Annotated in this window: 27 protein-coding genes; 13 read left to right on the plus strand and 14 right to left on the minus strand. The window is 34.5% G+C overall.

The features are described from left to right. The first annotated feature begins 69 nt into the window (after positions 1-69). The 5 genes from GMC_RS0115495 (at position 70) to GMC_RS0115520 (ending at position 5,015) form a co-directional block, all read left to right on the plus strand. Positions 70-1,020, plus strand: a complete 951-nt coding sequence (locus tag GMC_RS0115495) for a T9SS type A sorting domain-containing protein (protein ID WP_010523008.1) — start codon at positions 70-72, stop codon at positions 1,018-1,020. A 170-nt stretch (positions 1,021-1,190) separates the two neighbouring features. Then, on the plus strand, positions 1,191-3,254 hold the full coding sequence (locus GMC_RS20125) for a Tex family protein (RefSeq protein WP_010523009.1): 2,064 nt from the start codon (positions 1,191-1,193) through the stop codon (positions 3,252-3,254). A gap of 13 nt (positions 3,255-3,267) precedes the next feature. Continuing rightward, positions 3,268-3,735 (plus strand): CYTH domain-containing protein, encoded by a 468-nt coding sequence (locus tag GMC_RS0115510; RefSeq protein WP_010523010.1) that lies wholly within the window; start codon positions 3,268-3,270, stop codon positions 3,733-3,735. A gap of 215 nt (positions 3,736-3,950) precedes the next feature. Continuing rightward, positions 3,951-4,337, plus strand: a complete 387-nt coding sequence (locus GMC_RS20130) for a Crp/Fnr family transcriptional regulator (RefSeq protein WP_010523011.1) — start codon at positions 3,951-3,953, stop codon at positions 4,335-4,337. A 363-nt stretch (positions 4,338-4,700) separates the two neighbouring features. Continuing rightward, entirely contained in the window at positions 4,701-5,015 is a 315-nt protein-coding gene (locus GMC_RS0115520) for a hypothetical protein (RefSeq protein WP_010523012.1), read from the plus strand. Between the two features lie 31 nt (positions 5,016-5,046). On the opposite strand, the gene GMC_RS0115525 is transcribed toward GMC_RS0115520, so the two are convergent. From GMC_RS0115525 to GMC_RS0115540, 4 genes are all read right to left on the minus strand, one after another. After that, positions 5,047-5,694, minus strand: coding sequence for an HD domain-containing protein (locus GMC_RS0115525; RefSeq protein ID WP_010523013.1), 648 nt, complete (start codon positions 5,692-5,694; stop codon positions 5,047-5,049). Positions 5,695-5,769: 75 nt separating this feature from the next. Continuing rightward, positions 5,770-6,795: an acyl-ACP desaturase gene (locus GMC_RS0115530; protein WP_010523014.1), complete on the minus strand. Its 1,026-nt coding sequence runs from the start codon at positions 6,793-6,795 to the stop codon at positions 5,770-5,772. Positions 6,796-6,800: 5 nt separating this feature from the next. Then, complete coding sequence (locus tag GMC_RS0115535) at positions 6,801-7,535, minus strand: lysophospholipid acyltransferase family protein (RefSeq protein ID WP_010523015.1); 735 nt, start codon at positions 7,533-7,535, stop codon at positions 6,801-6,803. A gap of 305 nt (positions 7,536-7,840) precedes the next feature. After that, positions 7,841-8,251, minus strand: coding sequence for a BrxA/BrxB family bacilliredoxin (locus tag GMC_RS0115540; RefSeq protein ID WP_010523016.1), 411 nt, complete (start codon positions 8,249-8,251; stop codon positions 7,841-7,843). Positions 8,252-8,369: 118 nt separating this feature from the next. On the opposite strand from GMC_RS0115540, the gene GMC_RS0115545 reads away from it, so the two are divergent. The 4 genes from GMC_RS0115545 (at position 8,370) to GMC_RS0115565 (ending at position 13,004) form a co-directional block, all read left to right on the plus strand. Then, positions 8,370-9,125 (plus strand): TerB family tellurite resistance protein, encoded by a 756-nt coding sequence (locus tag GMC_RS0115545; RefSeq protein ID WP_010523017.1) that lies wholly within the window; start codon positions 8,370-8,372, stop codon positions 9,123-9,125. 57 nt (positions 9,126-9,182) lie between these two features. Next, entirely contained in the window at positions 9,183-10,640 is a 1,458-nt protein-coding gene (locus GMC_RS0115550) for a sensor histidine kinase (protein ID WP_010523018.1), read from the plus strand. A 10-nt stretch (positions 10,641-10,650) separates the two neighbouring features. After that, positions 10,651-11,424 (plus strand): enoyl-CoA hydratase/isomerase family protein, encoded by a 774-nt coding sequence (locus GMC_RS0115555; protein WP_010523019.1) that lies wholly within the window; start codon positions 10,651-10,653, stop codon positions 11,422-11,424. A 176-nt stretch (positions 11,425-11,600) separates the two neighbouring features. Further along, complete coding sequence (locus GMC_RS0115565; RefSeq protein WP_010523020.1) at positions 11,601-13,004, plus strand: hypothetical protein; 1,404 nt, start codon at positions 11,601-11,603, stop codon at positions 13,002-13,004. A gap of 210 nt (positions 13,005-13,214) precedes the next feature. On the opposite strand, the gene GMC_RS0115570 is transcribed toward GMC_RS0115565, so the two are convergent. From GMC_RS0115570 to GMC_RS0115590, 5 genes are read right to left on the minus strand one after another with little or no spacing between them, the layout of a single operon-like run. Then, positions 13,215-14,588 carry a DUF58 domain-containing protein gene (locus tag GMC_RS0115570; RefSeq protein WP_010523021.1) on the minus strand — a complete coding sequence of 458 codons (1,374 nt, stop codon included), beginning with the start codon at positions 14,586-14,588 and terminating at the stop codon, positions 13,215-13,217. A 6-nt stretch (positions 14,589-14,594) separates the two neighbouring features. Continuing rightward, on the minus strand, positions 14,595-15,572 hold the full coding sequence (locus tag GMC_RS0115575) for an AAA family ATPase (RefSeq protein WP_010523022.1): 978 nt from the start codon (positions 15,570-15,572) through the stop codon (positions 14,595-14,597). Positions 15,573-15,577: 5 nt separating this feature from the next. Beyond that, entirely contained in the window at positions 15,578-16,768 is a 1,191-nt protein-coding gene (locus tag GMC_RS0115580; protein WP_010523023.1) for a DUF4350 family protein, read from the minus strand. Further along, a complete protein-coding gene (locus GMC_RS0115585) occupies positions 16,761-17,444 on the minus strand; it encodes a hypothetical protein (RefSeq protein ID WP_138940656.1) in 684 nt (227 codons plus the stop codon). The genes GMC_RS0115580 and GMC_RS0115585 overlap by 8 nt, the downstream gene beginning before the upstream one ends. Before the next feature lie 37 nt (positions 17,445-17,481). Continuing rightward, entirely contained in the window at positions 17,482-18,459 is a 978-nt protein-coding gene (locus GMC_RS0115590; RefSeq protein WP_010523025.1) for a stage II sporulation protein M, read from the minus strand. Between the two features lie 22 nt (positions 18,460-18,481). Here GMC_RS0115590 and GMC_RS22390 point away from each other — a divergent pair, with 22 nt between their 5' ends. Continuing rightward, positions 18,482-18,733, plus strand: a complete 252-nt coding sequence (locus GMC_RS22390; protein WP_238528023.1) for an RDD family protein — start codon at positions 18,482-18,484, stop codon at positions 18,731-18,733. A gap of 11 nt (positions 18,734-18,744) precedes the next feature. Further along, on the plus strand, positions 18,745-19,236 hold the full coding sequence (locus GMC_RS20135) for an RDD family protein (RefSeq protein WP_238528024.1): 492 nt from the start codon (positions 18,745-18,747) through the stop codon (positions 19,234-19,236). A gap of 41 nt (positions 19,237-19,277) precedes the next feature. Here the strand turns inward: GMC_RS20135 and GMC_RS0115600 are convergent, their stop codons facing one another. Beyond that, positions 19,278-19,715, minus strand: coding sequence for a DUF805 domain-containing protein (locus GMC_RS0115600; RefSeq protein ID WP_010523026.1), 438 nt, complete (start codon positions 19,713-19,715; stop codon positions 19,278-19,280). 19 nt (positions 19,716-19,734) lie between these two features. Beyond that, entirely contained in the window at positions 19,735-20,118 is a 384-nt protein-coding gene (locus GMC_RS0115605) for a DUF805 domain-containing protein (protein WP_010523027.1), read from the minus strand. Positions 20,119-20,299: 181 nt separating this feature from the next. Here GMC_RS0115605 and bioB point away from each other — a divergent pair, with 181 nt between their 5' ends. Next, a complete protein-coding gene (bioB, locus tag GMC_RS0115610; RefSeq protein WP_029489833.1) occupies positions 20,300-21,382 on the plus strand; it encodes a biotin synthase BioB in 1,083 nt (360 codons plus the stop codon). A gap of 30 nt (positions 21,383-21,412) precedes the next feature. Beyond that, positions 21,413-22,291 carry a cupin-like domain-containing protein gene (locus tag GMC_RS0115615; protein ID WP_010523029.1) on the plus strand — a complete coding sequence of 293 codons (879 nt, stop codon included), beginning with the start codon at positions 21,413-21,415 and terminating at the stop codon, positions 22,289-22,291. Between the two features lie 278 nt (positions 22,292-22,569). Here GMC_RS0115615 and GMC_RS0115620 read toward each other — a convergent pair whose 3' ends face one another. Genes GMC_RS0115620 through trmB form a run of 3 tightly spaced genes read right to left on the minus strand, consistent with a single transcriptional unit; the run spans position 22,570 to position 24,227 of the window. Continuing rightward, positions 22,570-22,908, minus strand: coding sequence for an MGMT family protein (locus GMC_RS0115620; protein WP_010523030.1), 339 nt, complete (start codon positions 22,906-22,908; stop codon positions 22,570-22,572). A gap of 15 nt (positions 22,909-22,923) precedes the next feature. After that, the gene (locus GMC_RS0115625) at positions 22,924-23,553 is read right to left on the minus strand and encodes a LysE family translocator (protein ID WP_010523031.1); all 630 of its coding nucleotides are present in this window, start codon (positions 23,551-23,553) and stop codon (positions 22,924-22,926) included. A gap of 2 nt (positions 23,554-23,555) precedes the next feature. After that, positions 23,556-24,227: a tRNA (guanosine(46)-N7)-methyltransferase TrmB gene (gene trmB, locus GMC_RS0115630; protein WP_010523032.1), complete on the minus strand. Its 672-nt coding sequence runs from the start codon at positions 24,225-24,227 to the stop codon at positions 23,556-23,558. Positions 24,228-24,757: the final 530 nt, after the last annotated feature.

Below are 24,757 nucleotides of genomic sequence, written 5' to 3' on the forward strand. Positions count from 1 at the left end.
AATATTGAAAAGCAGCTATTTGATATGTAAGTCTTATATTTGAATTTTTAACATTTATCTACTAAGGCTATGAAAACTAATATTTTAAAAACACTACTAATTTATCTTATTTTTTCTGGAACTGTATTCAGTCAAGTGCAGGACAGTACTATTAATGATCCAGGAGATATTGCCTTTGTAGGTTATTTTTACAATGGAGCTTCAGGTAATAATGAGGGTTTTTCATTCGTTTTTTTAGATGATTGCCCAGCAGGAACAACTATACGATTTGATGATGATGAATGGACGGGAGCTAGCTTTGCAACTGCCAATGGCGAAGGACAGGTTTTATGGGAAAATAATACGGGTTCGCTAATCGAATCAGGTACGGTAATCACCATTACGAATCCGAGTAATAATGATGGGTTTCTTATTTCGGCATCGACAGGTGTCGCTACTGAGGATAATGCAGGTTTTACACTCACCAGAGACGATCAAATTTATGCTTATACAGGAACCAGAGATGCCCCTGGCATTTTTTTAAGCTTTATTGGCGAAGATGATTCGTTGAGTGCCGATACCGCAACACTTCAAAATACAGGGCTAGAACCAGGAAAAACAGCTTTTGTGGTGAATAATGGTGGTTTTTATGCTGCTGGTACTGACTGTAATGGTATGGTTTCCGCTTGCGCAGAAATGATTTATGATCCTACTAATTGGACGTTGGGGGATTTTATGTTTCCTGAAGGGATACCAAACTCGTTTTCAAATACTACAGAATCAAATACGTTGAATGTTACAGAAAATACTTTTATGGAGCAAGAATTATCTTTGTATCCCAACCCAACATCAGGCAAAGTTTTAGTGACTAAGGCTGAAACGATTTTGAAGTTGGAACTCCTTAACTTAAATGGAGTACACTTATCAACTGTTACAGGCATAAATTTAGTAGACCTAACTAAATTCAGTTCAGGTGTTTATTTATTAAAAATAACTACAGCTTCAGGAATTAAAATGGAGCGGATTTGCAAACGTGACTAAAATTTCAAATTTTTCAATGGGGAGTTAAAAACAGATTAGTACATTTAACTTTAATAATTTTAAAATCGTTACTCCATTGAGTGCAATAACTAGTAAAACAACTGGAATTTCTGAACTTTCCTTTGTTTCCAAAGCTACATCAATACCGCAAACACATGTAAAAAAGCACCTTGCAATTACTAAATGATGGTGGCACGGTGCCTTTTATTTCGCGGTACCGAAAGGAAGCTACTGGAAATTTAGATGAAGTAGCAATTGAGTCTATTAAAAAGCAATGGGAAGCTTTTCAAATGCTTCAAAAAAGAAAAGAAGCAGTAGCAAAGGCAATCGGCGAACAAGGATTTTTAACAGATCAAATAAAAAGTAACATAGCTTCCGCAGAAAATTTAACTGCTTTAGAGGATCTTTATTTGCCTTATAAAAAAAAGCGTCAAACTAAAGCTACGGTAGCAAAACAAGCTGGACTGGAGCCATTGGCAAAAATAATTATGGGACAGCGAGAAACTAATTTGAGGAGTAGGGCAGGTCAGTTTATTAAAGGATCAATAACATCGGAAAAGGAAGCATTAGCTGGTGCCAGTCATATTATTGCTGAATGGGTGAGTGAGCATACTGCTACCCGAAATTCCTTACGTAGACTGTATCAGCGTAAAGCCACAATTACCTCAAAAGTCATAAAGGGAAAGGAAACTGAAAAGGAAGCCTTGGTATATCAAGCTTATTTTGATAGCAACGAGCTGCTTTCGCGCTGTCCATCGCATCGTTTATTGGCTATGTTAAGGGCGGAAAAAGAAGGCGTGGTACGATTAAAAGTAAGTGTAGAAAAGGAAGAGGCTCTGGATCATATTGACCGATTTTTTGCCACCTCTAATAATGAAGCTTGTACTGATGTTATTTTTGAAGCAGTAGCAGATAGTTATAGCCGTTTGTTGGCTCCAGCAATAGCAAATGAGACCATGCAACTAGCCAAACAAAAGGCGGATGAAGCTGCAGTACGCGTTTTTTCTGAAAATCTAAAACAATTATTGCTGGCTGCTCCTTTGGGAGAAAAACGAATTTTAGCACTAGATCCTGGATTTAAATCTGGCTGCAAATTGGTTTGTTTGGACGCGCAAGGAAAGTTAGTTCATAACGAAACTATTTATCCGCACCCTCCCCAGCAGAAGTTTACTGAGGCCATTAAAAAGGTAAAGAGTTTGGTAAATGCTTACAAGATAGAAGCAATTGCTGTGGGTAATGGGACTGCGGCTCGGGAAACTGAGCATTTTGTGAGTAAAATTCCTTTTTCTAAGGATATAAAAGTATTTATGGTTAATGAGAGTGGCGCGTCTATTTATTCAGCATCGCCAATTGCCAGGTCTGAGTTTCCCAATTATGATGTAACAGTTAGGGGCGCAGTTTCTATTGGCCGTAGGTTAGCAGATCCATTGGCGGAATTGGTTAAAATTGATCCCAAATCACTGGGTGTTGGGCAGTATCAACATGATGTGAATCAACAATTATTAAAAAAAGAATTGGATACTACGGTATCACATTGTGTAAATGCGGTGGGAATTAATGTAAACACGGCAAGCGAGTCGTTGTTAAGCTATATTTCGGGTATAGGACCTAAATTAGCTAGTAATATTGTAGCGTTTAGAACGGAAAACGGAGGAATCCCTTCTCGCAAAGCATTAAAAAAAGTAAAAGGATTAGGTGCTAAAGCCTTTGAGCAGGGAGCTGCCTTTTTGCGAATTAAAAATGGAGAAAATGCTTTGGATAATTCTGCAATTCATCCTGAGCGTTATGCACTTGTGAGTAAAATGGCTAAAGATTTAAATGTTTCAGTTCAGGATTTAATTGGGAATGCAGCTTTAGTTGCAACTATTCCATTATCGAATTATGTGAATGATCAAGTAGGGCTGCTCACTTTAAAGGATATAATAGAGGAATTAAAAAAGCCAGGATTGGATCCCAGAGCGCAATTAAAAGTTTTCCAGTTTGACGAAAGTATTCGTAGTATTTCAGATCTAAAAACAGGAATGAAACTCCCAGGAATTGTAAATAACATCACTAATTTTGGATGCTTTGTGGATATTGGAATTAAGGAAAGTGGATTAATCCATGTATCTAAATTAGCCAATCAATTTGTAAAAGATCCAAACGAAATTGTGAAATTAAATCAGCAATTAATAGTGACCGTGGTTGAGGTTGATGAAGCAAGAAAACGCATTCAACTATCATTAATAGATTAATATATCAGATCCAATGATTGAAATCGAACGAAAATTTTTGGTAACCTCCCTAGGTTTTAAAAGTGAAGCGCATAAAAAAACACGTATTATTCAGGCTTATTTAAATAGCCATCCTGAAAGGAGTGTGCGTATCCGTATAAAGGGAAATCAGGGTGTTTTAACCGTAAAAGGGAAAGGCAATGCCAGTGGAACATCGCGTTTTGAATGGGAAAAAGAAATTACTGTAGCCGAAGCTGAATCTTTATTGCCTTTGTGTGAAAAAGGAAGCATCCATAAAACCCGTTACGAAATTCCCGTAGGGAATCATATTTTTGAGGTAGATGAATTTTATGATGACAATCAAGGCTTAATCATTGCTGAGGTGGAGCTTTCCGAGGAAAATGAATTTTTTGAAAAACCTTTGTGGTTGGGCAAAGAGGTTACGGGTGATGCCAAGTATTACAATTCAAAGTTAATAGCAATCCCTTTTTGCGAGTGGTAAATGCAAAAGACTTATTTGGAAAATTATCAAAGCATACTAGCAAATATTGAAAAGTACGTGACTTTGACGGCAACTGAAGTCCAACAGTTTTGTGCAATTGTTACTACAACCAAGTTAAAAAAAAGAAGCCTTATACTTCAACCTAATACCGCATGCTTACATCAAACTTATGTAGTTAAGGTACTTTACGATCTTATTTTGTCACATCTGCAGGAGTGGAGCACACGATTTCCATAGCTGTAGAGGATTGGTTTATTAGTGATTTTAATAGTTATATTGTGCAAACCTCTGCCTCTTTGTATATCGAGGCGTTGGAGGAAACTACAATCCAGCAAATTGCATATAACGATGTGGAAAAACTTTGTGATCAATTTCCAAAATTTGAGCGTTTTTTTAGATTGGCAGCTCAAAAAGTATTTGCATACTCGCAACAAAGAGTGTTGGTCAATTTGGAAAAATCTGCTGAAGAGCGTTATGCTGAGTTTTTAAAAAAATATCCAGTCATTGTGCAACGTGTACCACAATACGTATTGGCTTCTTATTTGGGCATGTCGGCTGAATTTTTAAGTAAAATTCGAAAAAAGAATGCCAAATTTTCTTGAACTAGTTCATTTTAATTGGAAATTTAGTAGCGTAGTTTTGGGTTAATAAAAAAGATAAAATCATGGCAAATAAAATTATTGCAGAAAATGCGGTTTTCTAGTGAATAAATGGGGGAAGATTATTGACAATAAACGTTGCCACTGGTTCATTTTAAATTTGAGTATATTTGCATAATTGTTTTTATAGCTAGTAAGCAGTTTGTGATTATATATAAGAATAACTGATATAGATTAATCAGTAGCTATTTGGATATTTTAAAGCTTAAATCTTTTAAGTTAAGCCTAACTAGCGGTATACTAAACAAGGATGGTATAGAGTTATTTATGTAAGAAAACGGTATTAGTCCCCAAATCTAATTACTTATGAAAAAATTAATTACTTGTCTTATTTTTGCATTTAGCATACTGCTAACTAATTGTTCAAGCTCTCAAGGATACGGATGTTTTAGTGGTAAAAAAGTTAAACTAAAGAAAGGGAAGAAAAAATCTCCTGGAGCTTTAGTTGGTGTTAAAGGAACATCGGACAAAAAATCTCAAAAAGCACAGGAAAAAGAAAGAAAAAAAGCAATTAAAGAGCGTAGAGCAATTGCTAAAAGAGCGCAAGATTCTATTGATGAACTATCTATTGATACCCCTGACTTACAAGAAGAAGAGGATAAAGATGATGGAGAAAAGTAGCTTGATACTTGATGCTAAAGCTATCATTTTATCATACTTTTCCTTCCCATTCATTGTAAAATTGATTTAAAAATTGTTCCATGTACTCGTGGCGTTGGGCTGCTAATTGTTTGCCCGTTGGGGTGTTCATTTTATCTTTGAGGAGTAATAATTTTTCATAAAAATGATTGATTGTTGGAGCTGTAGATTTTTTGTACTCCTCTTTTGTCATGCTTAAATTGGGGGCAATAGAAGGGTTGTAAATTGCCCTATTTTTAAAACCTCCGTAATTAAAAGTTCGGGCAATACCAATGGCGCCAATGGCGTCCAAGCGATCTGCGTCCTGAACTACATCCAATTCTTTTGATGCAAATGTGGGCGTAAAATTTCCGCCTTTAAAGGATATGTTTTCAATTATGGCAACCACATGTGTTATAATTTCATTTGATACCTGTTGTTCACCTAAAAAAGCATACGCTTTTTTAGGACCAATAGTTTCATCACCATCATAAAATTTTGAATCTGCAATATCATGTAATAAAGCACCAAGTTGAACAATTAAAACGTCTACTTTTTCGGTTTTTGCAATTAAACACGCATTATTATATACGCGCTGTATGTGAAACCAATCGTGTCCACCTTCTGCGTAAGCGAGCTCAGTTTTAACAAAATGTTTCGTTTTTTCAAGTAATTGTTCCATAAAATTAAGAGGATTAGAAAAGAAAACTCCAAAACAATCAAGTGTTTGGGGTTGTGCATGTTATTTAACTGAAAATTAAGATTTAACAACGGCTGGGTTTACCCACGAAAATTTTGGACTTTCGTCAGGCAATACTAAACGGTCACTAATGCGTTCCATACGAGCGGGTAATTTCATAACAAAATCACGTGCGCGTTCGGCTTTATCATTTAAATCAGTCAAATTTTCAATATCCCATTTGCCAATAAGGCGCTTCATAATATCCACATAATCATGAGCAGTGTACACCCCTAATTTTTGAGCTGAAACTGAAAATTCATCAAATTTTGCTCCAATAGCCTGACCGGTTTCGCGTAAAAAGTGCGCAGGCATAATGATTTTACTTTTCATCATATCGGAAAAGGCAATCATCATTTCGCTAGGGTCTAATTTAAAAATTTCGTCCACAAAAGTACTGTAAGCATTAAAGTGACGCATTTCATCTCCAGCAATAATTTTACACATTTTTGCTAATGATTTATTGGAGTATTCACGGGCTAGTTTGGCTACTCGGTTGTGCGAAATATTGGTGGCCAATTCCTGAAAGCTGGTATAAACAAAATTTTTATAAGGATCTCGGTCGGTACCAATATCAAAACCATCGCTTATCAAATGTTGCGTGGTTCGTTCAATTTCAATCATATTTACGCGCCCAGATAGGTAAAGGTATTTGTTTAGGACATCACCGTGCCTGTTTTCTTCACCGGTCCAGTAGCGTACCCACTTAGACCATCCATTGCCACCTCCTTCGGCACAAAATTCGCCACCTTTGGCGTGTTGGTCAATTCCTTGTACGTCCATTAACCAGGATTCGTAGGTAGGTAGGGCTTCTTCGGTAATGGTATCGCCAACTAACACAACCCAAAAATCATAGGGTAAATCCTTAGCAAGTTCACGGAGTTCTTTTACTTCATCAAAAAAAGTATCTTCATTTTGTGAATCGGGTAAAAAATCAGTGGGTTGCCATACTTTTTCAATGGGCACTAAAAAAGTATCCACAAAACCGTCAATTTTGCGTTCCAACAAATTCATTACCTCTAATCTAATATTATCTAAAGCCATGCTTTCTAATTTATTGCCATTGTAATTTGGCGCTCTACTTTTTCTTTTAAATCTTCGAAATTACAGGAAGCGATTGCTATCGGTTCGTGTACTTCCAGTGTTATATTGCTAAAACCACCAACGGGGAAATAGCCGTATCTCATCAGTTTCCAGCTATTATTTATAGTAATTGGCACTACAAACCCATCGGGCATGTTTCGCGTTAGTAATTTTAATCCAGTTTCATTAAACTTTTTTGGTTTTCCATCCCTGCTTCGTGTTCCTTCTGGAAAAATTACACCAGTTTGATTTTCTGCTTGCAAGCGTTTTCCAAAATTCATAATTACGGGTAACGATTGCCTTTTGTTTTTACGATCAATTAATACGGAACCACCATGACGTAAATTATACGAAATACTTGGGATTCCTTTACCCAACTCAATTTTTGATATGTAATTCGGATTATATTTCCTCATGTACCAAGCAATCATTGAAATGTCAAACATACTCTGATGGTTAGAAACAATTAACAATGGTTTCCCTTCAGGAATATGTTGGTTATTTATGTATGTCGTGGTATTTCCCACTAAATTAATGCAGCGTAATAAAAAAAAGTTGAGTATTTCAACACTTTTAGTATGCGCTTTTTTGCCTATTAAATGTCTGCAAAACACTTGAATCCCATGAAAAATAATTAATGAGATAAAAAACGCAGGGTAAAATAAGACAGATAAAATTGCTGCTAAAAATTTCTGAATCATGCGTATTTACAGCTTTAAAAACTTTAGTTTGCAATTTCTTACAATATTTTGAGCTTAACAATTTTTATGATACATAATCCTAAATAAAATATAAAAATATTGTAATCAATTGATTTTCATTTTGCAATACAAATAAACAAAGCCGTTTGATTAAAAACGGCTTTGTTTATTTTATATTTTGATTTTATCAACAACTGGGTAGTTGATATAGCCAATTAGTTGTTGTTTATGCTTAGAAATTATCCTTAAATGAAATGATGCTTTAACAAAAGTAGCGCTAGCTATTCATTTAAAGGAGGTGTTGTTTAGCAAAAACTATTATAAGCATCTGTCAAATTTTCGGCAATCATATCAGCGGGTCTCCCTTCAATATGATGGCGTTCCAACATATGCACTAATTCACCATCTTTAAATAATGCAATACAAGGGGACGAAGGAGGAAACGGTGCCATGTGCGCACGTGCAGCATTTACAGCATCTTTGTCAACACCAGCAAACACGGTAACCGCATTAGTAGGGCGTTTGTCATTTTCTAATGACATTTTTGCAGCCGGACGCGCATTTGCAGCAGCACAACCACAAACTGAATTTACTACAACCAGCGTAGTTCCTTCTTTTTTTATGGCAGCTTCTACAGCATCAACGGTATGCAATTCTTCAAAACCAAAGTTTGCAAGATCAGCTCTCATTGGTTTAACTAATTCTTCTGGATACATATTTCTATTTTAAATACAAAGTTACAAATAATGTACCATATTTGCTCAGGTAGCATATTGTCAGTATTTATAATTAAATAGCTATAAATGGTATATTTGTTTTTTTAAACAATTGCATATGTACAAATGGGTTGGTGCTATGGTGGGTGCCTATGTGTTCAGGTTTCCGGGTTTAGTAGCAGGTTTTTTTATTGGTTATATAATTGAACAATATGCTAAAGGGAATGGCAAAAATATTTCAGGTGAAAACAAAGGAAACAGGCCTAATTTTAAGGGGAGGTCAAAGGTAACTCCACGAGATTTTGAACTCAATTTATTATCACTAGCTTCTATAATCATTAAAGCAGATGGGGCAGTTAATCAAACAGAATTAAATTACGTACGGCAATATTTTGTGCAGTCCTACGGTAAAGAACGTGCCAACGCTACTTTTAAAACCTTTAATGAAGTTATTAAAAGTAGGGAAATTAATACGTTTAAAATTGCGACTTACATTGCACATAATACGCGCTACGCATCACGCTTACAAATCATACATTTTTTATTTGGTATAGCTGCTGCTGATGGACATGTAAGTGGTAATGAAGTAAATCGAATTCATGAAATTGCGGGAGCTTTTCGTATTAATCAGCGTGATTTTGAGAGCATTAAGGCGATGTTTTTTAAAGAGGCTGATAATGCTTATAAAATTTTGGAAATTGATAAATCAGCTACGGACAGCGAAATTAAAAAAGCGTACCGTACCATGGCTAAAAAATACCACCCTGATAAATTACAACACTTACCTCCGCATTTAGTAAAAGGCGCCGAAGAAAAGTTCCAATCCGTTCAACAAGCGTACGATCAATTGCAAAAAGAACGCGGTTTTAAATAAAACCTATTAATTATTCAATTGTTTAGCCTAAATTTAAAGGTAAATTTATTGCTTTTCATGTTCAAACGTCCCTTTTCATTACGTACCCGTTTATTTATAGCCATGCTTTTGCTGGTAATGATGGCCTCTATTGTTATTGCAGGGATCACCACATACCGCTACAAAAACGAAGCTGAAGAATACCACAAAGAGCGATTGGAACGAAAGGAGATGGCGATTAAACAAAACATTAATTATGTTTTGAAACGTACTACCTATCCTATTACAACTAAAAATATTCCGTTGATTTTTAAGGAAAACGGTCGGATTTACGAAATGTCTGCCGTGCATCGGATGCCTTTGATTATTTACGATTTGGAGGGAGAATTACTGATTAAATCAAACGAATCCTTTATTAAAGATTCTGTAAAACAGGGCATACCAGACATTGTAATTTCCAAAATGAACAGCTCGCCAAAAAAACGCTTTTTAGTGAGTTATGATAGGGAAGGAGAACGATTTCAGTCTTCGTACAGCTATATCACTGATAATAAATTTAAGCCATTAGCCATTTTAAACTTACCGTATTTGCAAAATGACGATTTGGTAAAAAAAGATATTTTAGCATTTTTGCGCAGTTTGGTTGAGGTCTATTTATTTATGTTGCTCATTTGTATTGGTCTAGCGTATTTACTATCCAATTATATCACCCGTTCTATTACCACCATTTCCGAAAAAATAAACAAAACCCGAATTGGTAAGCAAAACAAAAAAATTAAAGCGACTTACATTAGTGAAGAAGTTTCGGTTTTGGTGGAGGCCTACAATAGTATGATTGACCAATTGGAGGAAAGTGCTATAAAATTAGCAGTAAGCGAACGTGAAAATGCTTGGCGCGAAATGGCAAAGCAGGTGGCGCATGAAATTAAAAATCCGTTAACACCCATGCGCCTAACAGTGCAAAATTTCCACCGAAAGTTTGATCCCAATGATCCCAACATAAAAAGTAAACTTACGGAGTATAGTGATACCTTAATCCAGCAAATTGACACGATGAGTACCATAGCTTCGGCGTTTTCCAACTTTGCCAAAATGCCCGAACGTAAGGATGAAATTTTAAATGTTAGCGAAGTAGTAGGGTCGGCATTAGAAATTTTTGCTGAAAAGGGGATTGTTTTTAACGCTAGCGCAGAAAAAATACTTATTAATTTTGACAGAACTCAATTAATTCGTGTAATTACAAATCTGGTAAAAAATGCGCTTCAGGCTATTCCCGAAGATAGAACTAATGAAGTGGTAGTAACTATTTCGCGCCAAGCAAATGATGCGTATATTTATGTAAAGGATAATGGCGTTGGAATTGATTTAGAAAACAAACATCAAATTTTTGAACCTAATTTTACAACCAAATCAAGCGGAATGGGTTTAGGTTTGGCCATGGTTAAAAGTATTATTGAAACCTATAAAGGAACAATTAGTTATAGCTCAGTAAAAAATGAAGGGACAGCGTTTGTAGTTCGTATTCCACTGCACTAAAAAATAATTTATGGATTTTAAAAACATCAAATACGAACAGACACAGCAATTGGTCAGCATTACAGTCAACAGGCCGGCTAAGCTGAATGCATTAAATGCAGCTACAATATCGGAATTGCATGAAGCATTTAAAGTTGCAAATATGGATTTGGAGGTGCGTGTAATTATCCTTACCGGAAGTGGCGAAAAAGCATTTGTGGCAGGAGCAGACATTAAGGAGTTTGTTCGTTTTAACCAAATTGAAGGTACTGAACTGGCTACCCGAGGTCAGCAATTACTTTTTGATTACGTTGAAAATTTGGAAACTCCCGTAATTGCAGCTGTCAACGGATTTGCTTTGGGCGGAGGTTTGGAACTTGCCATGGCTGCACATATCAGAATAGCTAGTGAAAACGCCCGTTTCGGTTTGCCAGAAGTTTCGTTGGGAGTGATCCCAGGATACGGGGGTACCCAGCGGTTACCACAGCTAGTAGGTAAAGGTAGGGCAATGGAAATGATATTAACAGGCGGAATGATTTCGGCTGAAAAAGCGTTGAGTTACGGACTGGTAAATCACGTAGTTCCGCAAGATCAGTTATTGGTGCAAGCGACTGAGTTAGCAAAGAAAATAGTCAAAAATGCACCGTCAGCCATTAGTGCAGCAATAACTACGGTAAACGCTGGTTTTGATGTGAATCAAAATGGGTTTGAAGTAGAAAAGCAAGCTTTTGGTAGTTGTTTTGGAACGGCCGATTTTAAGGAAGGAACCAATGCTTTTTTAAATAAAAGAAAGGCTAATTTCTAAATTTTGAGTAGTTCTATTTATCCACTTAAAAAGTTTTTCTGATTTGAGTCTAAAATTTTTTACAAACCTTTTAACATTAAACTTAATGTTAAAAGGTTTTTTTATGTATAAAAATAGGTATGTCGATAAATCTAATTTCATTTTGAAAATTATAGTTTTACGAAAAAAAATGAAAGATGAAAAAACAAAGTTTAAAAATTTTATTAGCATTAATTTGTCCACTCATTAATAATGCGCAGAATAAATTAATTCCTTTACTAAATAGTAATAAAAACGCTCCTGTACTTATTTATCTGGACTTTGATGGAGAACCCCTAACAGATACTACATTTTTTGATAATTTAGGGAAAGCATTACCAGAAAAGGAAGAAAAAGAATTAAAAATTAAAAATAAAAACTTAAGTGTATCACCTTCTAGTTTTAATACAAATCAAATAAAACAAATATGGGAACGTGTCAAGGAGGATTATTGTATTTTCAATATTAATGTTACTACTGATCGAAAACTGTTTGACAAACATCCTGATAATAAAAAAGTATTAGCTATGATTGGAACAGAAGTGAACTTGTTTATTGGAGGTAAGCCTTTTCCTTTATTTGAATCCGGTAGAGCCTCTATTGATGGGTATGGTAATATAAGATCTTCTTATTGTTGGTCTTTATATAAAGGAGATCCCATACTTGCTGCTACATCAATAACTCATGAGATTGGGCATGTCTTTGGATTATTACACAATGGAACTATAAATCCTGATAGAGAGTACTTTAAGGGATTTGCGAATTATAAACCCATAATGGGAAGAGGTATTAATATTAAGCGAGTTATGCAATGGGGTAACTCCGAATACGATAATGCGAATAGACAACAAGATGATATAAACGTTATTTTAAAAAACAATAACATAAAGTTAATCAAAGATGATTATCCAAATACTTTATCATCAGCATTAGAACTTTTTTTTGAAAGTGATAAAGCAGAAATTAAAGGAATTATTCATCAAAGAAATGATTTCGATTTTTTTAAAATTTTTGTTCCCGAAAATGTTATTCTTAACATTGAAGCCAGCGGCCCAAAAAAATATGGCAATCTCGATATACAACTGGACTTATTCAAATCGAACAAAGAATTGATGGAAAGTGCTGATCCGAAAGATAAACATAGCGCTAACATTACTACAAAAATTGAAACAGCGGGCTATTATTATGTGAAAATTGACGGAGTTGGCAAAGGCAATCCTGCTGTAAACGGATATTCGGATTATGGATCATTAGGGCAATATACCCTTAAAATCGATTTTAGAATGAATGAGGAAATGACGCTAAGCTCAAATACACACATGCCATTAAAATCATTACAAAATGAAGGAAAGGATGTACTTACAATTCACCGAGAGGAGAAAGAATTAACTATAAAAGGAAAAACTAATTATATTAAATTGTATGACCTTTCAGGCAAAAGAATTGGTTTTTCAAAAGGGCAATTGCTTCATTTGGATACAATAAATGCTGATGCTTATATATTAGTATATGAAACTTCAACAACAAACAAAGTTATGATCAAAAAGATTCTGTTAAAATAATTATAATCTACTGAATTTTAATATATTATGTATCATTGTGAATTTTGATAGATATCTGTTGTTTCCAGTGATTTTCGAAATGATAATGAAGAAAATTGTAATAATCAGAATTTTAGTTTAAAAATAGTTCTTGATACGGTTTTTTGTATTTCAAAAATACTGTAGTAGGCATTAGAACTTGAAAAACAAATCAAAATGCACTATGGCTTATTATAGCAATCCTTTTGCTTTTATTTCTAAATATTTATTAATGCTATTAATTGTAAGATTTTGAGGAGAAGTTAAAATACTTTGAATGCCATATTTTTTAAGTTCAGCGACTATTAAACGTTTGTCATGACTAAATTTTTCAGCAATAGTTTTATCAAAAATTTCCTGAGCCGTATGTGCTTCACTTCGCCTTAAGGATTCTAATTCTGTATTTTTAAAAAAAACAACAACCAATAAATGACTTTTGTTAATTGCCCTTAGGTAATTCATTTGCCTATGTAAGGCGTCCAAACTTTCAAAATTGGTGTATAACAAAAGCAAACTTCTATGAGTAATTTGACTTTTAACGGTTGCGTACAAATTTCCAAAATCAGATTCCTTAAAATCAGTAGTTACATTATACAAGGATTCCAAAATCAAATTCATTTGCGAATTTCGGCGTTCAGCTTTCACAAAATTTTCAGGTTTTTTTGAAAATGAAAAAATTCCTGCTTTATCGTGTCGACGAACCACCACATTACTGATAACTAATGAAGCGTTAATAGCATAATCCAGCAAGCTCAAATTTTCAAAAGGCATTTTCATTACCCTGCCTTTATCAATAATAGAGTATACCCGCTGTGATTTTTCATCCTGATACTGATTTACCATTAAATGATTTCGTTTAGCAGTAGCTTTCCAGTTAATGTCCTTAATGTTATCTCCTTGTACGTATTCTTTTATTTGTTCAAACTCAAAAGAGTTTCCAATTTTACGTAGTTTTTTTATGCCAAATTCCAAACTAGTTTGGTTGAGTGAAATCAAATCGTATTTTTTTAATTGTAAAAAACTAGGATAATTTTTCACCATTTGATTGGCATTAAATGAAAATTTTCGGGTAGCAAATCCAATAGTTGATTTGGTAAAAATCAGTAAGTCTCCGAAAGAATAAGTGCCTCTTTCGGTGGGGCGAAGCACATATTTAAGTTCCTTTTTTTCATTGGGTTGTAGTTTGGCATTCAATTCAAAATTTCGATTTTGAAATTGAAAAGGCAATTCGTCAATAACCGTACAATCCGCAATCAAACCATATTGGTTCTTAATTTCAACGTTTATAAAATTTTGATCCCCGTTGGAAAATTTTTCGGGTAACAACCTGGATGCTTGAATTCCTTTACTTGTTGAATAGAGTAAAATAACATCCAAAATTAAAATAGCGGCTAATGCAAACGCAAGTATTTTGGCTAAAGGAAAGATCAAGGGGTATATAAATCCAAAAATAAAACTAATTACTACGCCAAAAAGTGCATAAAAAAATCGATTGTTTAAAAACAATGTTAGGAAAAACTGTGCTAATGGACTGTTTTTGATAGAATAATTTTGCTGTTGCGGCATAAGTGATTATTTTGGGATTTCAACACTTTGCAAAATATCATTAATGATTTGAACCGTGGTTATACCTTCCATTTCGCGCTCAGGGGTTACAATTATTCGGTGTTGTAGCACGGGAATAGCAATTTGCTTGATATCTTCGGGAGTAACAAAATCTCGTCCGTTTATGGCTGCATAAGCTTTACTAGCTTTTAATATGGCAATTGATGCTCTTGGCGAGGCTCCTAAATATAAAAAAGCATTTGTCCGTGTATTTGCAATAATTGAAGCGATGTATTGAATTAAATGCGGTTCTACAATTATTTGATTTATAATTCCCTGGAATTCAATAATTTTTTCCTGACTCAGACTGGTGGTAATTTTGTCAAGCTTTGGCATTTTCAACTCATGTTCACGAGTTAAAATTTCAATTTCTTCTTCTAAATTTGGATAATCAATGGTTATTTTAAATAAAAAGCGGTCTAGTTGGGCTTCAGGTAAACGGTAAGTGCCCTCTTGTTCAATTGGGTTTTGAGTGGCAATAATCATGTAAGGTGCTTCCAATTTATAGCGATTACCATCCATGGTTACCTGGCGCTCCTCCATTACTTCAAAAAGAGCAGCTTGCGTTTTTGCCGGGGCTCTGTTAATTTCATCGGCTAATATAATGTTGGAAAAAATAGGTCCTTTTTTAAATTCAAATTCTGAATTTTTTAAATTAAAAATGGAAGTACCTAACACATCTGAGGGCATTAAATCAGGCGTAAATTGAACTCTATTAAATCCTACGGAAAGTGATTTGGCTAACAATTTGGCAGTAATTGTTTTGGCTACACCTGGGGCACCTTCCAATAAAACGTGGCCTTCAGCAAACAATGCGGTCAATAACAGGTCGGCAACTTTTTTTTGTCCAACTATTACTTTTGATAATTCGCCTTTTACCTGCTGAACGCTGGCTTGTAAATCCTGTAAATTTAATCTGTTATTGAATTGAATCTCGTTTTCCATAAAATTTATGATTTTTTATAAAAGCCTTCTATCTCTTTATTTAATTTCATTAATGGTTCTTTACTGCTAAATGTATGCGATTTCATGCTAATTAGCATGGCAGTCAATCTTTCAATATCCTCAATGGGTTTATTAGATTTTTGCGCTAGTTTTTTGACAAAAACACGATCTAAATTATCGGTTCTTAAATGATATTTATTGCGGATAGTTTCTAAAAAATAGCGAATAGTTTTTTGAATTATTCCGTTGTAATCTTCGGCTTCATAATGCAAGCTGCTAACGGTATGTACAAATTCAGTAGTAGTATTTTTTAAGGGTTCAATAATAGGAATGGCTCGTTGCCTTCTTTTGGCGTTAAATAGTAAAAAAAGACCTAATCCTAAAAGTAATAAATACCAACTCCACTTAAGTGCTGGTTTAGATAAAATAAAACTTAATGGCCCTTTAGCAAGTTCCGGGTCAACCTTTTGGTTTTTGTCAAACACTAAGTTTAAATGCTGGGGTAAGTATGATATTACTGTATTTATATAATTACTATTGTTAGAGGCTAGCATCTGATAATTAGTAAATATTTCAGGTGTAGTATGTACGTAGAATATCCCTTTTTTGTAAGGAATACCAGCAAAATTAATGCGTTGATCACCTTGTTGATTAGTAAAATAACCAAGCGATTTTACATGGAGTGTGTTTTTAATATAGCGATTCCTAACGGTTAGTTTTTGCAGGTATTGTAAGCTGTCATTTTGGTGCTCCAAATAAACAGTACGTTTTTTTTGAGCAAATGAAGCCTCTTCATAATCAATTTTTATTCCCAAGCTATCCTGAATAAATTTTGGGAGCACATTAGTAGCAATAAATGCATGTCCTCCATGTCCAACTTGTGCTAGTAAAGATTCAAATGAAACATTATCAATAGGGTAGCTGTTGGAAATACTCATGTATAAATGGTCGGTAATATTTTTAGCAAGCGAAGTGCTGTCTTCTAATTCAGTATATTCATAATACGTAGTATACAATTGCTTAGGTTTAAAGGTAAACCAATTGGGTAGTTGATCAAAAAATACTTTCGTATCAAAAGGTTTGGTTTCAGTTTCTATAAAAGTGGGACTCCAATCCACTTCATTTGACCGATTCAAAAACAGCAATACTGAAATTACCAAAATTACAATAGCAATTAAAACCCCTTTTCTATTCATTTTTCAGTTGTTTTAAAAGTTGATCAAATGCGGTAGCTGCGGTTTTGTATTGATAATCGTCAATTTTAAATTCGCCATACCAAATGTAGGTATAATAATATGCAGCTTTAGCATAGGTTGCATGGTACTCAGTGTCTTCTAAATCCAATTGATAGTCATGGGTGGTTTTTTGAGGGTCATATTCTAATTTGTTGCCGTTTTGTAAGTTTTGCAATAACTGTAAATAATGATATTTGATGGCTAGGCGATAGTTTTTATTTGCAATAGCCTCCGTTATTAATTGACTGAAATTGGCTACTTGAACACTTTCATGTGATTCGTAATTTTCAATTCCGTTCGATGGTTCCGTTTTTTTACCAAACAGCCATCTAAATTCTTTATTTTTTGCTAATTTATATATGAGCAAAATAGCGCCAAATAGCACTAAAAAGTAAAAAACAATTTTTATAGTTTCATAAAGTTCAAGGGCGTTTTTACCACCATAATTAAACCATTCCATCAACTTTTCAATAAACCAGCGCTTTATTCTGTCAAGCAGAGAAATTGTTTCCTCGTAGTTGTAGTCGCTATCATTAAGGTAGGGGGCTTTAAAGTCAGCAGGTAGTTTCCTTACTTTTATTGGGGTAGTTGGAATACGAGTTGTTTTTGATTGAGAATATATGGTATTTACTGCCAAGTTGTAAACGAAAAAAAATAAACTGAAAAAGTATTTACTACGCATCATAAGCACCACTAATTACTTTTTTATGTACTTTAAAGGGATATATTAAATAATAAAAAGAAATTAAACTTAAGGTTCCAAATATAATAATTAAAGCCAAAAAATTTGGCATCTGATCAGCGTAACGAGTAATAAAACCTTCTAAAAATCCAGCGGCAATAGTAAAAGGGAACGTGCTAATTACAATTTTAATACTGTTTCGCATGCCTAATTTAAAAGAAGAAAATCTTGATAGCGTTTTTGGAAACAAAATACTTGCTCCTAACATAAATCCTGCTGCACCTTCAATAACAATGGCAAAAATTTCCATAGCTCCATGTATCCATATTCCTTTAGCACTTTTCCATAAAACGCCTTGTTGCTCAAAAAAAAATTGGAAAGATCCTAACATAATTCCATTTTGCAGTAATATGTATCCAGTACCAATTCCTCCGGTTAATCCGTAAACAAAACTAGTTAAGCCAACTTTTAAATTGTTAAAAGTGATGCCTATAAAACTACCCCAATTGCTTCCACTTTTGTATATGGCGACTGGATCACCCTTTTCAATATTTTGGAGCGTTTGATTAACGTAAGCGTCTCCTAAAATTAAACGTACAAATGATTCTTCATTAGCAGCTGAAACCACGCCAATAATGACAGCTAATAAAAAAAAAGCAAAGGCGTACATCAAATACCTTCTGTTTTGATATACTAGTAACGGAACTTCAATTTTAAAAAAGTGAAGAAGCATATTTTTTTCAACCCGCCGGGATTGGTATATTTTTTGAAATACGCGAACTGCTAAATCATTTAAATAAATTACTAGCTTACTTTTTTTATAGTATGTTTGTGAATAAGCAAGGTCATTAATTAAATGTAAATACAACCGTGATAGTTCGTCCGGATTTTCAATTTGTTTTTGTGCAATTGCTTTTTCGAATTGCAACCATTTTTCTTTATTTTGCTTAATAAAGGCTACTTCTCTCATACCTAACAAATAACATGATATAATGGCAGAAATACAAATTACTACTACACAAAATGTAACTATAAACTTTAAAGCAGCTGATGCTGGAGAGCGTATTTTGGCTTATTTTATTGATTTGGTCATAAAATCATCTTATGTAGGTGTGGTAATTTATTTGCTGTCCAGTTATGCTAGCCGCCAAGGGAGTAATTTTTTTGACAGCTTTGCTAGTGATATGTGGAGTATTATAGCTTTAGTAATTATTTTTTTTCGCCTATTATTTTTTACACCTTAGTGCAGGAAGCTATGCTAAATGGTCAAACATTAGGAAAAAAGATTGCTAAAGTACAAGTGGTTAAAATTGATGGTTATCGCGCCGGTTTTCTGGATTATTTTATTCGCTGGGTAATGCGCATTGTTGATATTAATTTATTTTCGGGGGTTGTTGCCTTGGTAGTAATCGGAAGCTCAAAAAAGCATCAGCGTTTAGGCGGCATAGCATCGGGTACTGCTGTAATCACTTTAAAAAATAAAGTGACTATTGATCATACAATTTTGCAGGAAGTTGAAGCAGATTACGAACCCGTGTATACTTCAGTATTAAAACTATCTGATAATGATGTGCGTATTATTAAAGAAAATTTGATTACAGCATTAAAAACAGAAGACCATAAAACATTATTAATTATTAAAGAAAAAATCATTAAGGTCATTGGACAAACCCCTGCAAAGGATATAACTGCTGAAAATTTTATAAAGCGTGTAATTAAAGATTATAACCACTACAGTGCTATGTAGTACCATTAAAATTTTTGCTATTTGCAATGAGCTAGAATTGGCTAACTAATTCCAATATCGTCCAATTCATTGTAAGGTTTTTTTGGATCATCTCCATATTCATTAGGACCTTGATAGCCTTCGGTAATTAATAAAATAAACAACCAAATCCAACCAATAATAGGGACTAATATCAATAGCAAAAACCATCCACTTTTGTTAACATCATGTAATCTCCTGATTGAAACAGCCAAATAAGGGATAAACATTAATACGCTAAAAATGGTAGATAAAAATCCAAAGTTGCCTGAAAATAAATCAAAAAGGTTGTCAATTACTCCCAATAGGGCCGAAAAGATAGAATAAAACAAGTAAAACATCCAAAACTCTTTCCTTCGGGACCGACTGCTAAAATCCAAATATTTGTGCAGTGCCATCGTAAACCATTCCATAGGCATGTATTCTTTATTAAAAGAAAGATGGAGTAAATTTTCCTCCATCTTTTAGCGTAGTTTAAAATTAACTCGTTACTCCAATTTCGTCTAACTCATTGTCTGGATTTTTTGGATTAGGACCGTATTCGTTTGGACCTGGTTCACTGTCCTGACATAGTAATACAATAAGCCAAATGGCACCAATTAATGGAATTAGTATTATTAAGAAAAACCATCCACTTTTGCCAATATCATGCAAACGTCTTACAACTACTGCTAAGCTTGGTAATGCAACAGCCAATGAGTATATGTATGATAATGCAACTAATTCGGGGCTGATTGCGTAAGTTATTCCCACAATAATGTAGCTAATTATAGTGCTAATCAAGGTAAACATCCAATATTCTTTTCTTCTTGCTCGACCATTAAAATCGACATATTGTTTAAGTACTTTTAAATACCATTCCATAGTTTATATACATTTAGTTAGTAATCAAATGTAAGAAATTGTTTCACTAAAAAAAATTCAGTGATTTTATTTACCTGTAATATGGGATTTTATACGGTAAAATAAAAGATAAATGAAATCGTCAACTTAATTATTGGTAGACTTCATTTTTTCTTATTTTTGGCTTACTGATTCTATTACAATGAGCGAAACGAGACACGACTGGACGAAAGAGGAAATTCTTGAAATTTATAATAAACCTTTAATGGAACTGTTGTACCAAGCAGCAACAACGCATCGTAAATATCACGATCCAAATACCGTTCAGGTATCTACCTTATTATCTATTAAAACCGGAGGATGTCCTGAAGATTGTGGGTATTGCCCGCAAGCAGCACGGTACCATACTGACGTTGATGGAAATGATTTAATGTCCGTGCAACAAGTAAAAGCGCAAGCCTTACGAGCAAAGGCAGGTGGGAGCTCACGTGTTTGTATGGGAGCGGCTTGGCGTAATGTAAAAGACGGACCTGAATTTGACAACGTGTTGGAAATGGTGCGTACCATTAACAAACTGGACATGGAAGTTTGTTGTACTTTGGGGATGATTACCGAAAACCAGGCAGCGCGTTTGGCTGAGGCAGGGTTATATGCTTACAACCATAACCTGGACACTTCGGAGGATTATTACAAAGAAGTGATTTCTACCCGTGGTTTCGAAGATCGTTTGACTACCATTGACAACGTACGAAAAACCAACGTTACCGTTTGTAGTGGCGGAATCATTGGAATGGGTGAAAAAGAAGCAGACCGTGCAGGAATGTTAGTGGCATTGGCAACTTTAGATCCACAACCAGAATCTGTTCCTATTAATGCTTTAGTAGCAGTAGAAGGGACGCCAATGGAAAACGAAAAGCCTGTGCCTATTTGGGATATGATTCGTATGGTAGCCACTACGCGTATTGTAATGCCACAAACGCAGGTACGCCTTTCGGCAGGAAGGACGCAAATGAGTAGAGAAGGGCAAGCAATGTGCTTTTTTGCTGGAGCAAATTCTATTTTTGCTGGAGACAAGCTCCTTACCACTCCAAATCCCGATGTGGCCGAGGATATGAAGATGTTTGAATTGCTAGGCTTAACTCCGCAAAAACCTTTCGTTAAAAAGGCGCGACCTGAAACTGTAGAGGCTGAAAATTCCGCGCTATCAGATTTGGGAGAAAAGCCGAAATGGACACGTCCTGAGCATAAAATTGAAAGAAATTTGGAAGCGCAAAAAAATAAATAATTTGTTTTTTGTTATTTTAGTGTTCTGATAATGAACCAAAAAATCTCCTTAGAACCAGTTGTTAAGTTAAAAGAAGTCTCAAAAAGGGAGTTCTATGAAAATTATGTAATTCCGCAAAAACCAGTAATTGTTGAGCGTTTTGTAAGTGATTGGGATGCTTCAAATTTATGGACGTTGGATTATATAAAGGAGGTGGCCGGAAATAAGCATGTGCCGCTTTATGACAATCGTATTCCAGTAAATAACGCTAAGCGCAAATTTAATGAGCCGCATTTGCATAAAACGCTTGCGGAATATATTGATGACTTAAGTAATGGACCTACACCGTACCGAATTTTCTTATATAATTTACTAAAAGAAGCACCAAAACTTCAGCAAGATTTTAGTTATCCCAAGGACACAGGGTTGCGTTTCTTGAAAAAGTTGCCTATGCTGTTTTTTGGAGGAATCAATTCAAAAGTGTTTATGCATTACGATATTGATTATGCTAATATTTTGCACTTCCATTTTAATGGAGAAAAGCAATGTATTTTATTTCCTCCTTCGGAATCAAAATATTTGTACAAGTTACCAAATGCTTTGGTGGCTTATCATGAAATAGATTTTGAAAACCCCGATTTTGTTAAATTTCCTGCCTTGCTCAAAGCAAAAGGATTTTTAGCACATTTAAATCATGGCGATATGCTGTACATGCCCGAAGGCTATTGGCATCAAATGACTTACAAAACGCCAGGGTTTAGCATGAGCTTGCGGGCTTTACCCATTTCAAAATACCATTTAGCAAAGGCTGTTTACAATGTTTTTGTCATGCGCCATTTTGATAACTTAATGCGAACCATTGGACAAGAGGCGTGGGTAAACTATAAAAATAAATACGCCGTAAAACACACAAATAAAAAGTGGGCTTGATTGTATAGTTCGTAACATTGAATTACCCATTTAAAATGGACTTTTCGCTTAATACTTCATGCCTCAACATAGGCTTGGCTCTGTTTTCATTCTTGTTCAAACAAAGAACATCTAATTTTTTTAAGCAATTTGAACTAATACTCTTTTGATGCAAAGTCATTCAATAAGCGTCGTTTTTTGTAAAAAAATGCTGAATGAAAATTTTAGTCTTATTCAAATCGGATATACTTTCTTGCGTAAGCTAAAAAAAACTTATCATTTATTTTAAGTTAGTATTACTAATACAAATCAGCAGGATCCCAAAACTTAGTTTTAAAGTCAACCACCTTATCATTTTTAACAACTATGCCTTCGCTTTCTAGTAATTGTTGCATTAAATTTGAGCCAGGAAAATGATGTTTTCCAGTCAATAAGCCTTGGCGATTGACAACCCTGTGCGCAGGTACATCCATTCGGGAATGTGCAGCATTCATTGCCCAGCCTACCATACGCGAACTTTTAGGAGCACCTAAGTGTTTGGCTATTGCGCCATAGCTTGTTACTCTGCCATAAGGAACTTGTACTACCACTTCATAAACACGTTCAAAAAAGTTTAAGGTATTTGGGTTGTATTGCATAATTTAAACACAAAATTATTCTGCCAAAATGCGTATAACAGTAACTACCATTAAAATACCCATTAGCATAGCCATAAAGTAATTGGATTTTTGGGCAAAACGTTCTTCTTTTATTTGAATTTTTAAGAATGAAATGGCGTAAATGTAAAGCATCACAAATGTGCCAGTTGATGCCGCAAGGATGAAGCTGTAAATTGTAGGTAAATCATATTCAACAGTTCCTTTTAAGTTTAAGGCAGCACCCACCATACAAAAATAGGGAATGGGTAAAATATTAAACGCAGATATCATAGCACCTTTGAAAAAGCTACGCAAAGCGCCGTGTTGGGAGAGTTTTACTTTTTTTTGGCTGGCTCTTTTTTTTGCTTTAATAAAAAAGTAGATACCAAGCAAAAGAAAAACAACTACACCAGTACGCAATATCATATGATACATCCAGCGGTCGTCAAAAATATAACGTGCCAATTGTATAGCGATTAATGCTTGCAAAAGAACCACGACTGAGGCGCCAAAAGCAACTAAAATCCCGCTTCTTTTTCCGCGCTCTAAACATGTTTTAGCTACTGTCATATTTACAAGGCCAGGAGGAATAACACCTACAAAGGCAGCAAAAAAAGTGATGACAAAAAGCTTAGTAGTAATCAAGTTTACTTTATTTTAAATCGGGTATAAGTTATGGCTTTATTTTTTTCAAGATACTGATTTTCATAAAAAGTTTGGATGGCTAATACCTCTTTTGGAGCACCTTCGTTTTTGTAAATGTCATGATTGGCATAAAGTACCTCGTGACCCGCACCATGCAGCAAACCAAGGGTGTAGCCGTGCATGAATTCGCTGTCCGTTTTTAAATGCATAACGCCATCTTTGGTCAAAATCTTTTTGTAATTAGCTAAAAAAGTAGCATTGGTCATGCGGTGTTTGGTGCGCTTGTATTTTATTTGAGGATCAGGAAAAGTAATCCAAATTTCAGAAACTTCGGCTTCAGCAAAAATGTAATTTATAAGTTCAATTTGTGTGCGAATAAAGTAGACGTTGTTCAAATTTTCCTCCGTTGCAGTTTTTGCTCCGCGCCAAAATCGAGCTCCTTTTATATCAATGCCAATAAAATTTTTTTCAGGATAAAGTTGGGCGAGTCCTACAGTGTATTCGCCTTTTCCACAGCCCAATTCCAGTACTATGGGATGATCATTTCCAAAACGTTTGCTCCAGTTTCCTTTTAAGTCAAAACTATTTTCAATAACCTCTTCACGAGTTGGTTGAATGACATTTTCAAAAGTTTTATTTTCATTAAAACGTTTCAGTTTGTTTTTACTTCCCACAAGCACAAAATTTATTTCTCCGTAAGGAGATTATCAAATATCGTGCAAAACTAAGGAATAATACCAAGTTAAAGTTGATATCCATTCAATCATTTGTGAATTGTAAAGCTTTCATTTAACTAAAAAATTAAATTCTTTTTATCATTAATCGAAACTAGCTTTCAACACATGGTCTTTTTACTTTTTTGCGCTATTTCCTGAAATCGTGTTAATGATAGGTGAGAGCTATAATACCGTTTCAAAAGTTAAATTGCCCCAAAAAAAGGTATCTATAGAGGATATTTATAGAATGGCGTAGATTTATAAAACGTATTTAAGTGCTTAGGAGATTTTAATTGATGGCATTTTGATTCGCGTTTTAATATTATTGTATTAGTCATCATCACGACGCTTTACCGTAATAAAAGAGCGATTAAGGAAAATAAGTACTAGTATTAGCTTATATAGGTGTTGTTTTGCCTATGGGTTTGAAAAATGGAAAAGATTGTAGCTTTAATAACATTATGTTAATATTATCAAAAAAAACATTC

Origin of the sequence: Aquimarina agarivorans (genome assembly GCF_000218485.1) — a bacterium.
GTDB classification, from domain to species: Bacteria; Bacteroidota; Bacteroidia; order Flavobacteriales; family Flavobacteriaceae; genus Aquimarina; species Aquimarina agarivorans.

Bases quoted from the DNA above. Each gene is read 5' to 3' on its own strand.
- GMC_RS0115495 (WP_010523008.1), top strand. From the start codon at position 70: ATGAAAACTAATATTTTAAAAACACTACTAATTTATCTTATTTTTTCT.
- GMC_RS0115510 (WP_010523010.1), top strand. From the start codon at position 3,268: ATGATTGAAATCGAACGAAAATTTTTGGTAACCTCCCTAGGTTTTAAA.
- GMC_RS0115520 (WP_010523012.1), top strand. From the start codon at position 4,701: ATGAAAAAATTAATTACTTGTCTTATTTTTGCATTTAGCATACTGCTA.
- GMC_RS0115525 (WP_010523013.1), bottom strand. From the start codon at position 5,694: ATGGAACAATTACTTGAAAAAACGAAACATTTTGTTAAAACTGAGCTC.
- GMC_RS0115530 (WP_010523014.1), bottom strand. From the start codon at position 6,795: ATGGCTTTAGATAATATTAGATTAGAGGTAATGAATTTGTTGGAACGC.
- GMC_RS0115535 (WP_010523015.1), bottom strand. From the start codon at position 7,535: ATGATTCAGAAATTTTTAGCAGCAATTTTATCTGTCTTATTTTACCCT.
- GMC_RS0115540 (WP_010523016.1), bottom strand. From the start codon at position 8,251: ATGTATCCAGAAGAATTAGTTAAACCAATGAGAGCTGATCTTGCAAAC.
- GMC_RS0115545 (WP_010523017.1), top strand. From the start codon at position 8,370: ATGTACAAATGGGTTGGTGCTATGGTGGGTGCCTATGTGTTCAGGTTT.
- GMC_RS0115550 (WP_010523018.1), top strand. From the start codon at position 9,183: ATGTTCAAACGTCCCTTTTCATTACGTACCCGTTTATTTATAGCCATG.
- GMC_RS0115555 (WP_010523019.1), top strand. From the start codon at position 10,651: ATGGATTTTAAAAACATCAAATACGAACAGACACAGCAATTGGTCAGC.
- GMC_RS0115565 (WP_010523020.1), top strand. From the start codon at position 11,601: ATGAAAAAACAAAGTTTAAAAATTTTATTAGCATTAATTTGTCCACTC.
- GMC_RS0115570 (WP_010523021.1), bottom strand. From the start codon at position 14,588: ATGCCGCAACAGCAAAATTATTCTATCAAAAACAGTCCATTAGCACAG.
- GMC_RS0115575 (WP_010523022.1), bottom strand. From the start codon at position 15,572: ATGGAAAACGAGATTCAATTCAATAACAGATTAAATTTACAGGATTTA.
- GMC_RS0115580 (WP_010523023.1), bottom strand. From the start codon at position 16,768: ATGAATAGAAAAGGGGTTTTAATTGCTATTGTAATTTTGGTAATTTCA.
- GMC_RS0115590 (WP_010523025.1), bottom strand. From the start codon at position 18,459: ATGAGAGAAGTAGCCTTTATTAAGCAAAATAAAGAAAAATGGTTGCAA.
- GMC_RS22390 (WP_238528023.1), top strand. From the start codon at position 18,482: ATGGCAGAAATACAAATTACTACTACACAAAATGTAACTATAAACTTT.
- GMC_RS20135 (WP_238528024.1), top strand. From the start codon at position 18,745: ATGCTAAATGGTCAAACATTAGGAAAAAAGATTGCTAAAGTACAAGTG.
- GMC_RS0115600 (WP_010523026.1), bottom strand. From the start codon at position 19,715: ATGGAGGAAAATTTACTCCATCTTTCTTTTAATAAAGAATACATGCCT.
- GMC_RS0115605 (WP_010523027.1), bottom strand. From the start codon at position 20,118: ATGGAATGGTATTTAAAAGTACTTAAACAATATGTCGATTTTAATGGT.
- bioB (WP_029489833.1), top strand. From the start codon at position 20,300: ATGAGCGAAACGAGACACGACTGGACGAAAGAGGAAATTCTTGAAATT.
- GMC_RS0115615 (WP_010523029.1), top strand. From the start codon at position 21,413: ATGAACCAAAAAATCTCCTTAGAACCAGTTGTTAAGTTAAAAGAAGTC.
- GMC_RS0115620 (WP_010523030.1), bottom strand. From the start codon at position 22,908: ATGCAATACAACCCAAATACCTTAAACTTTTTTGAACGTGTTTATGAA.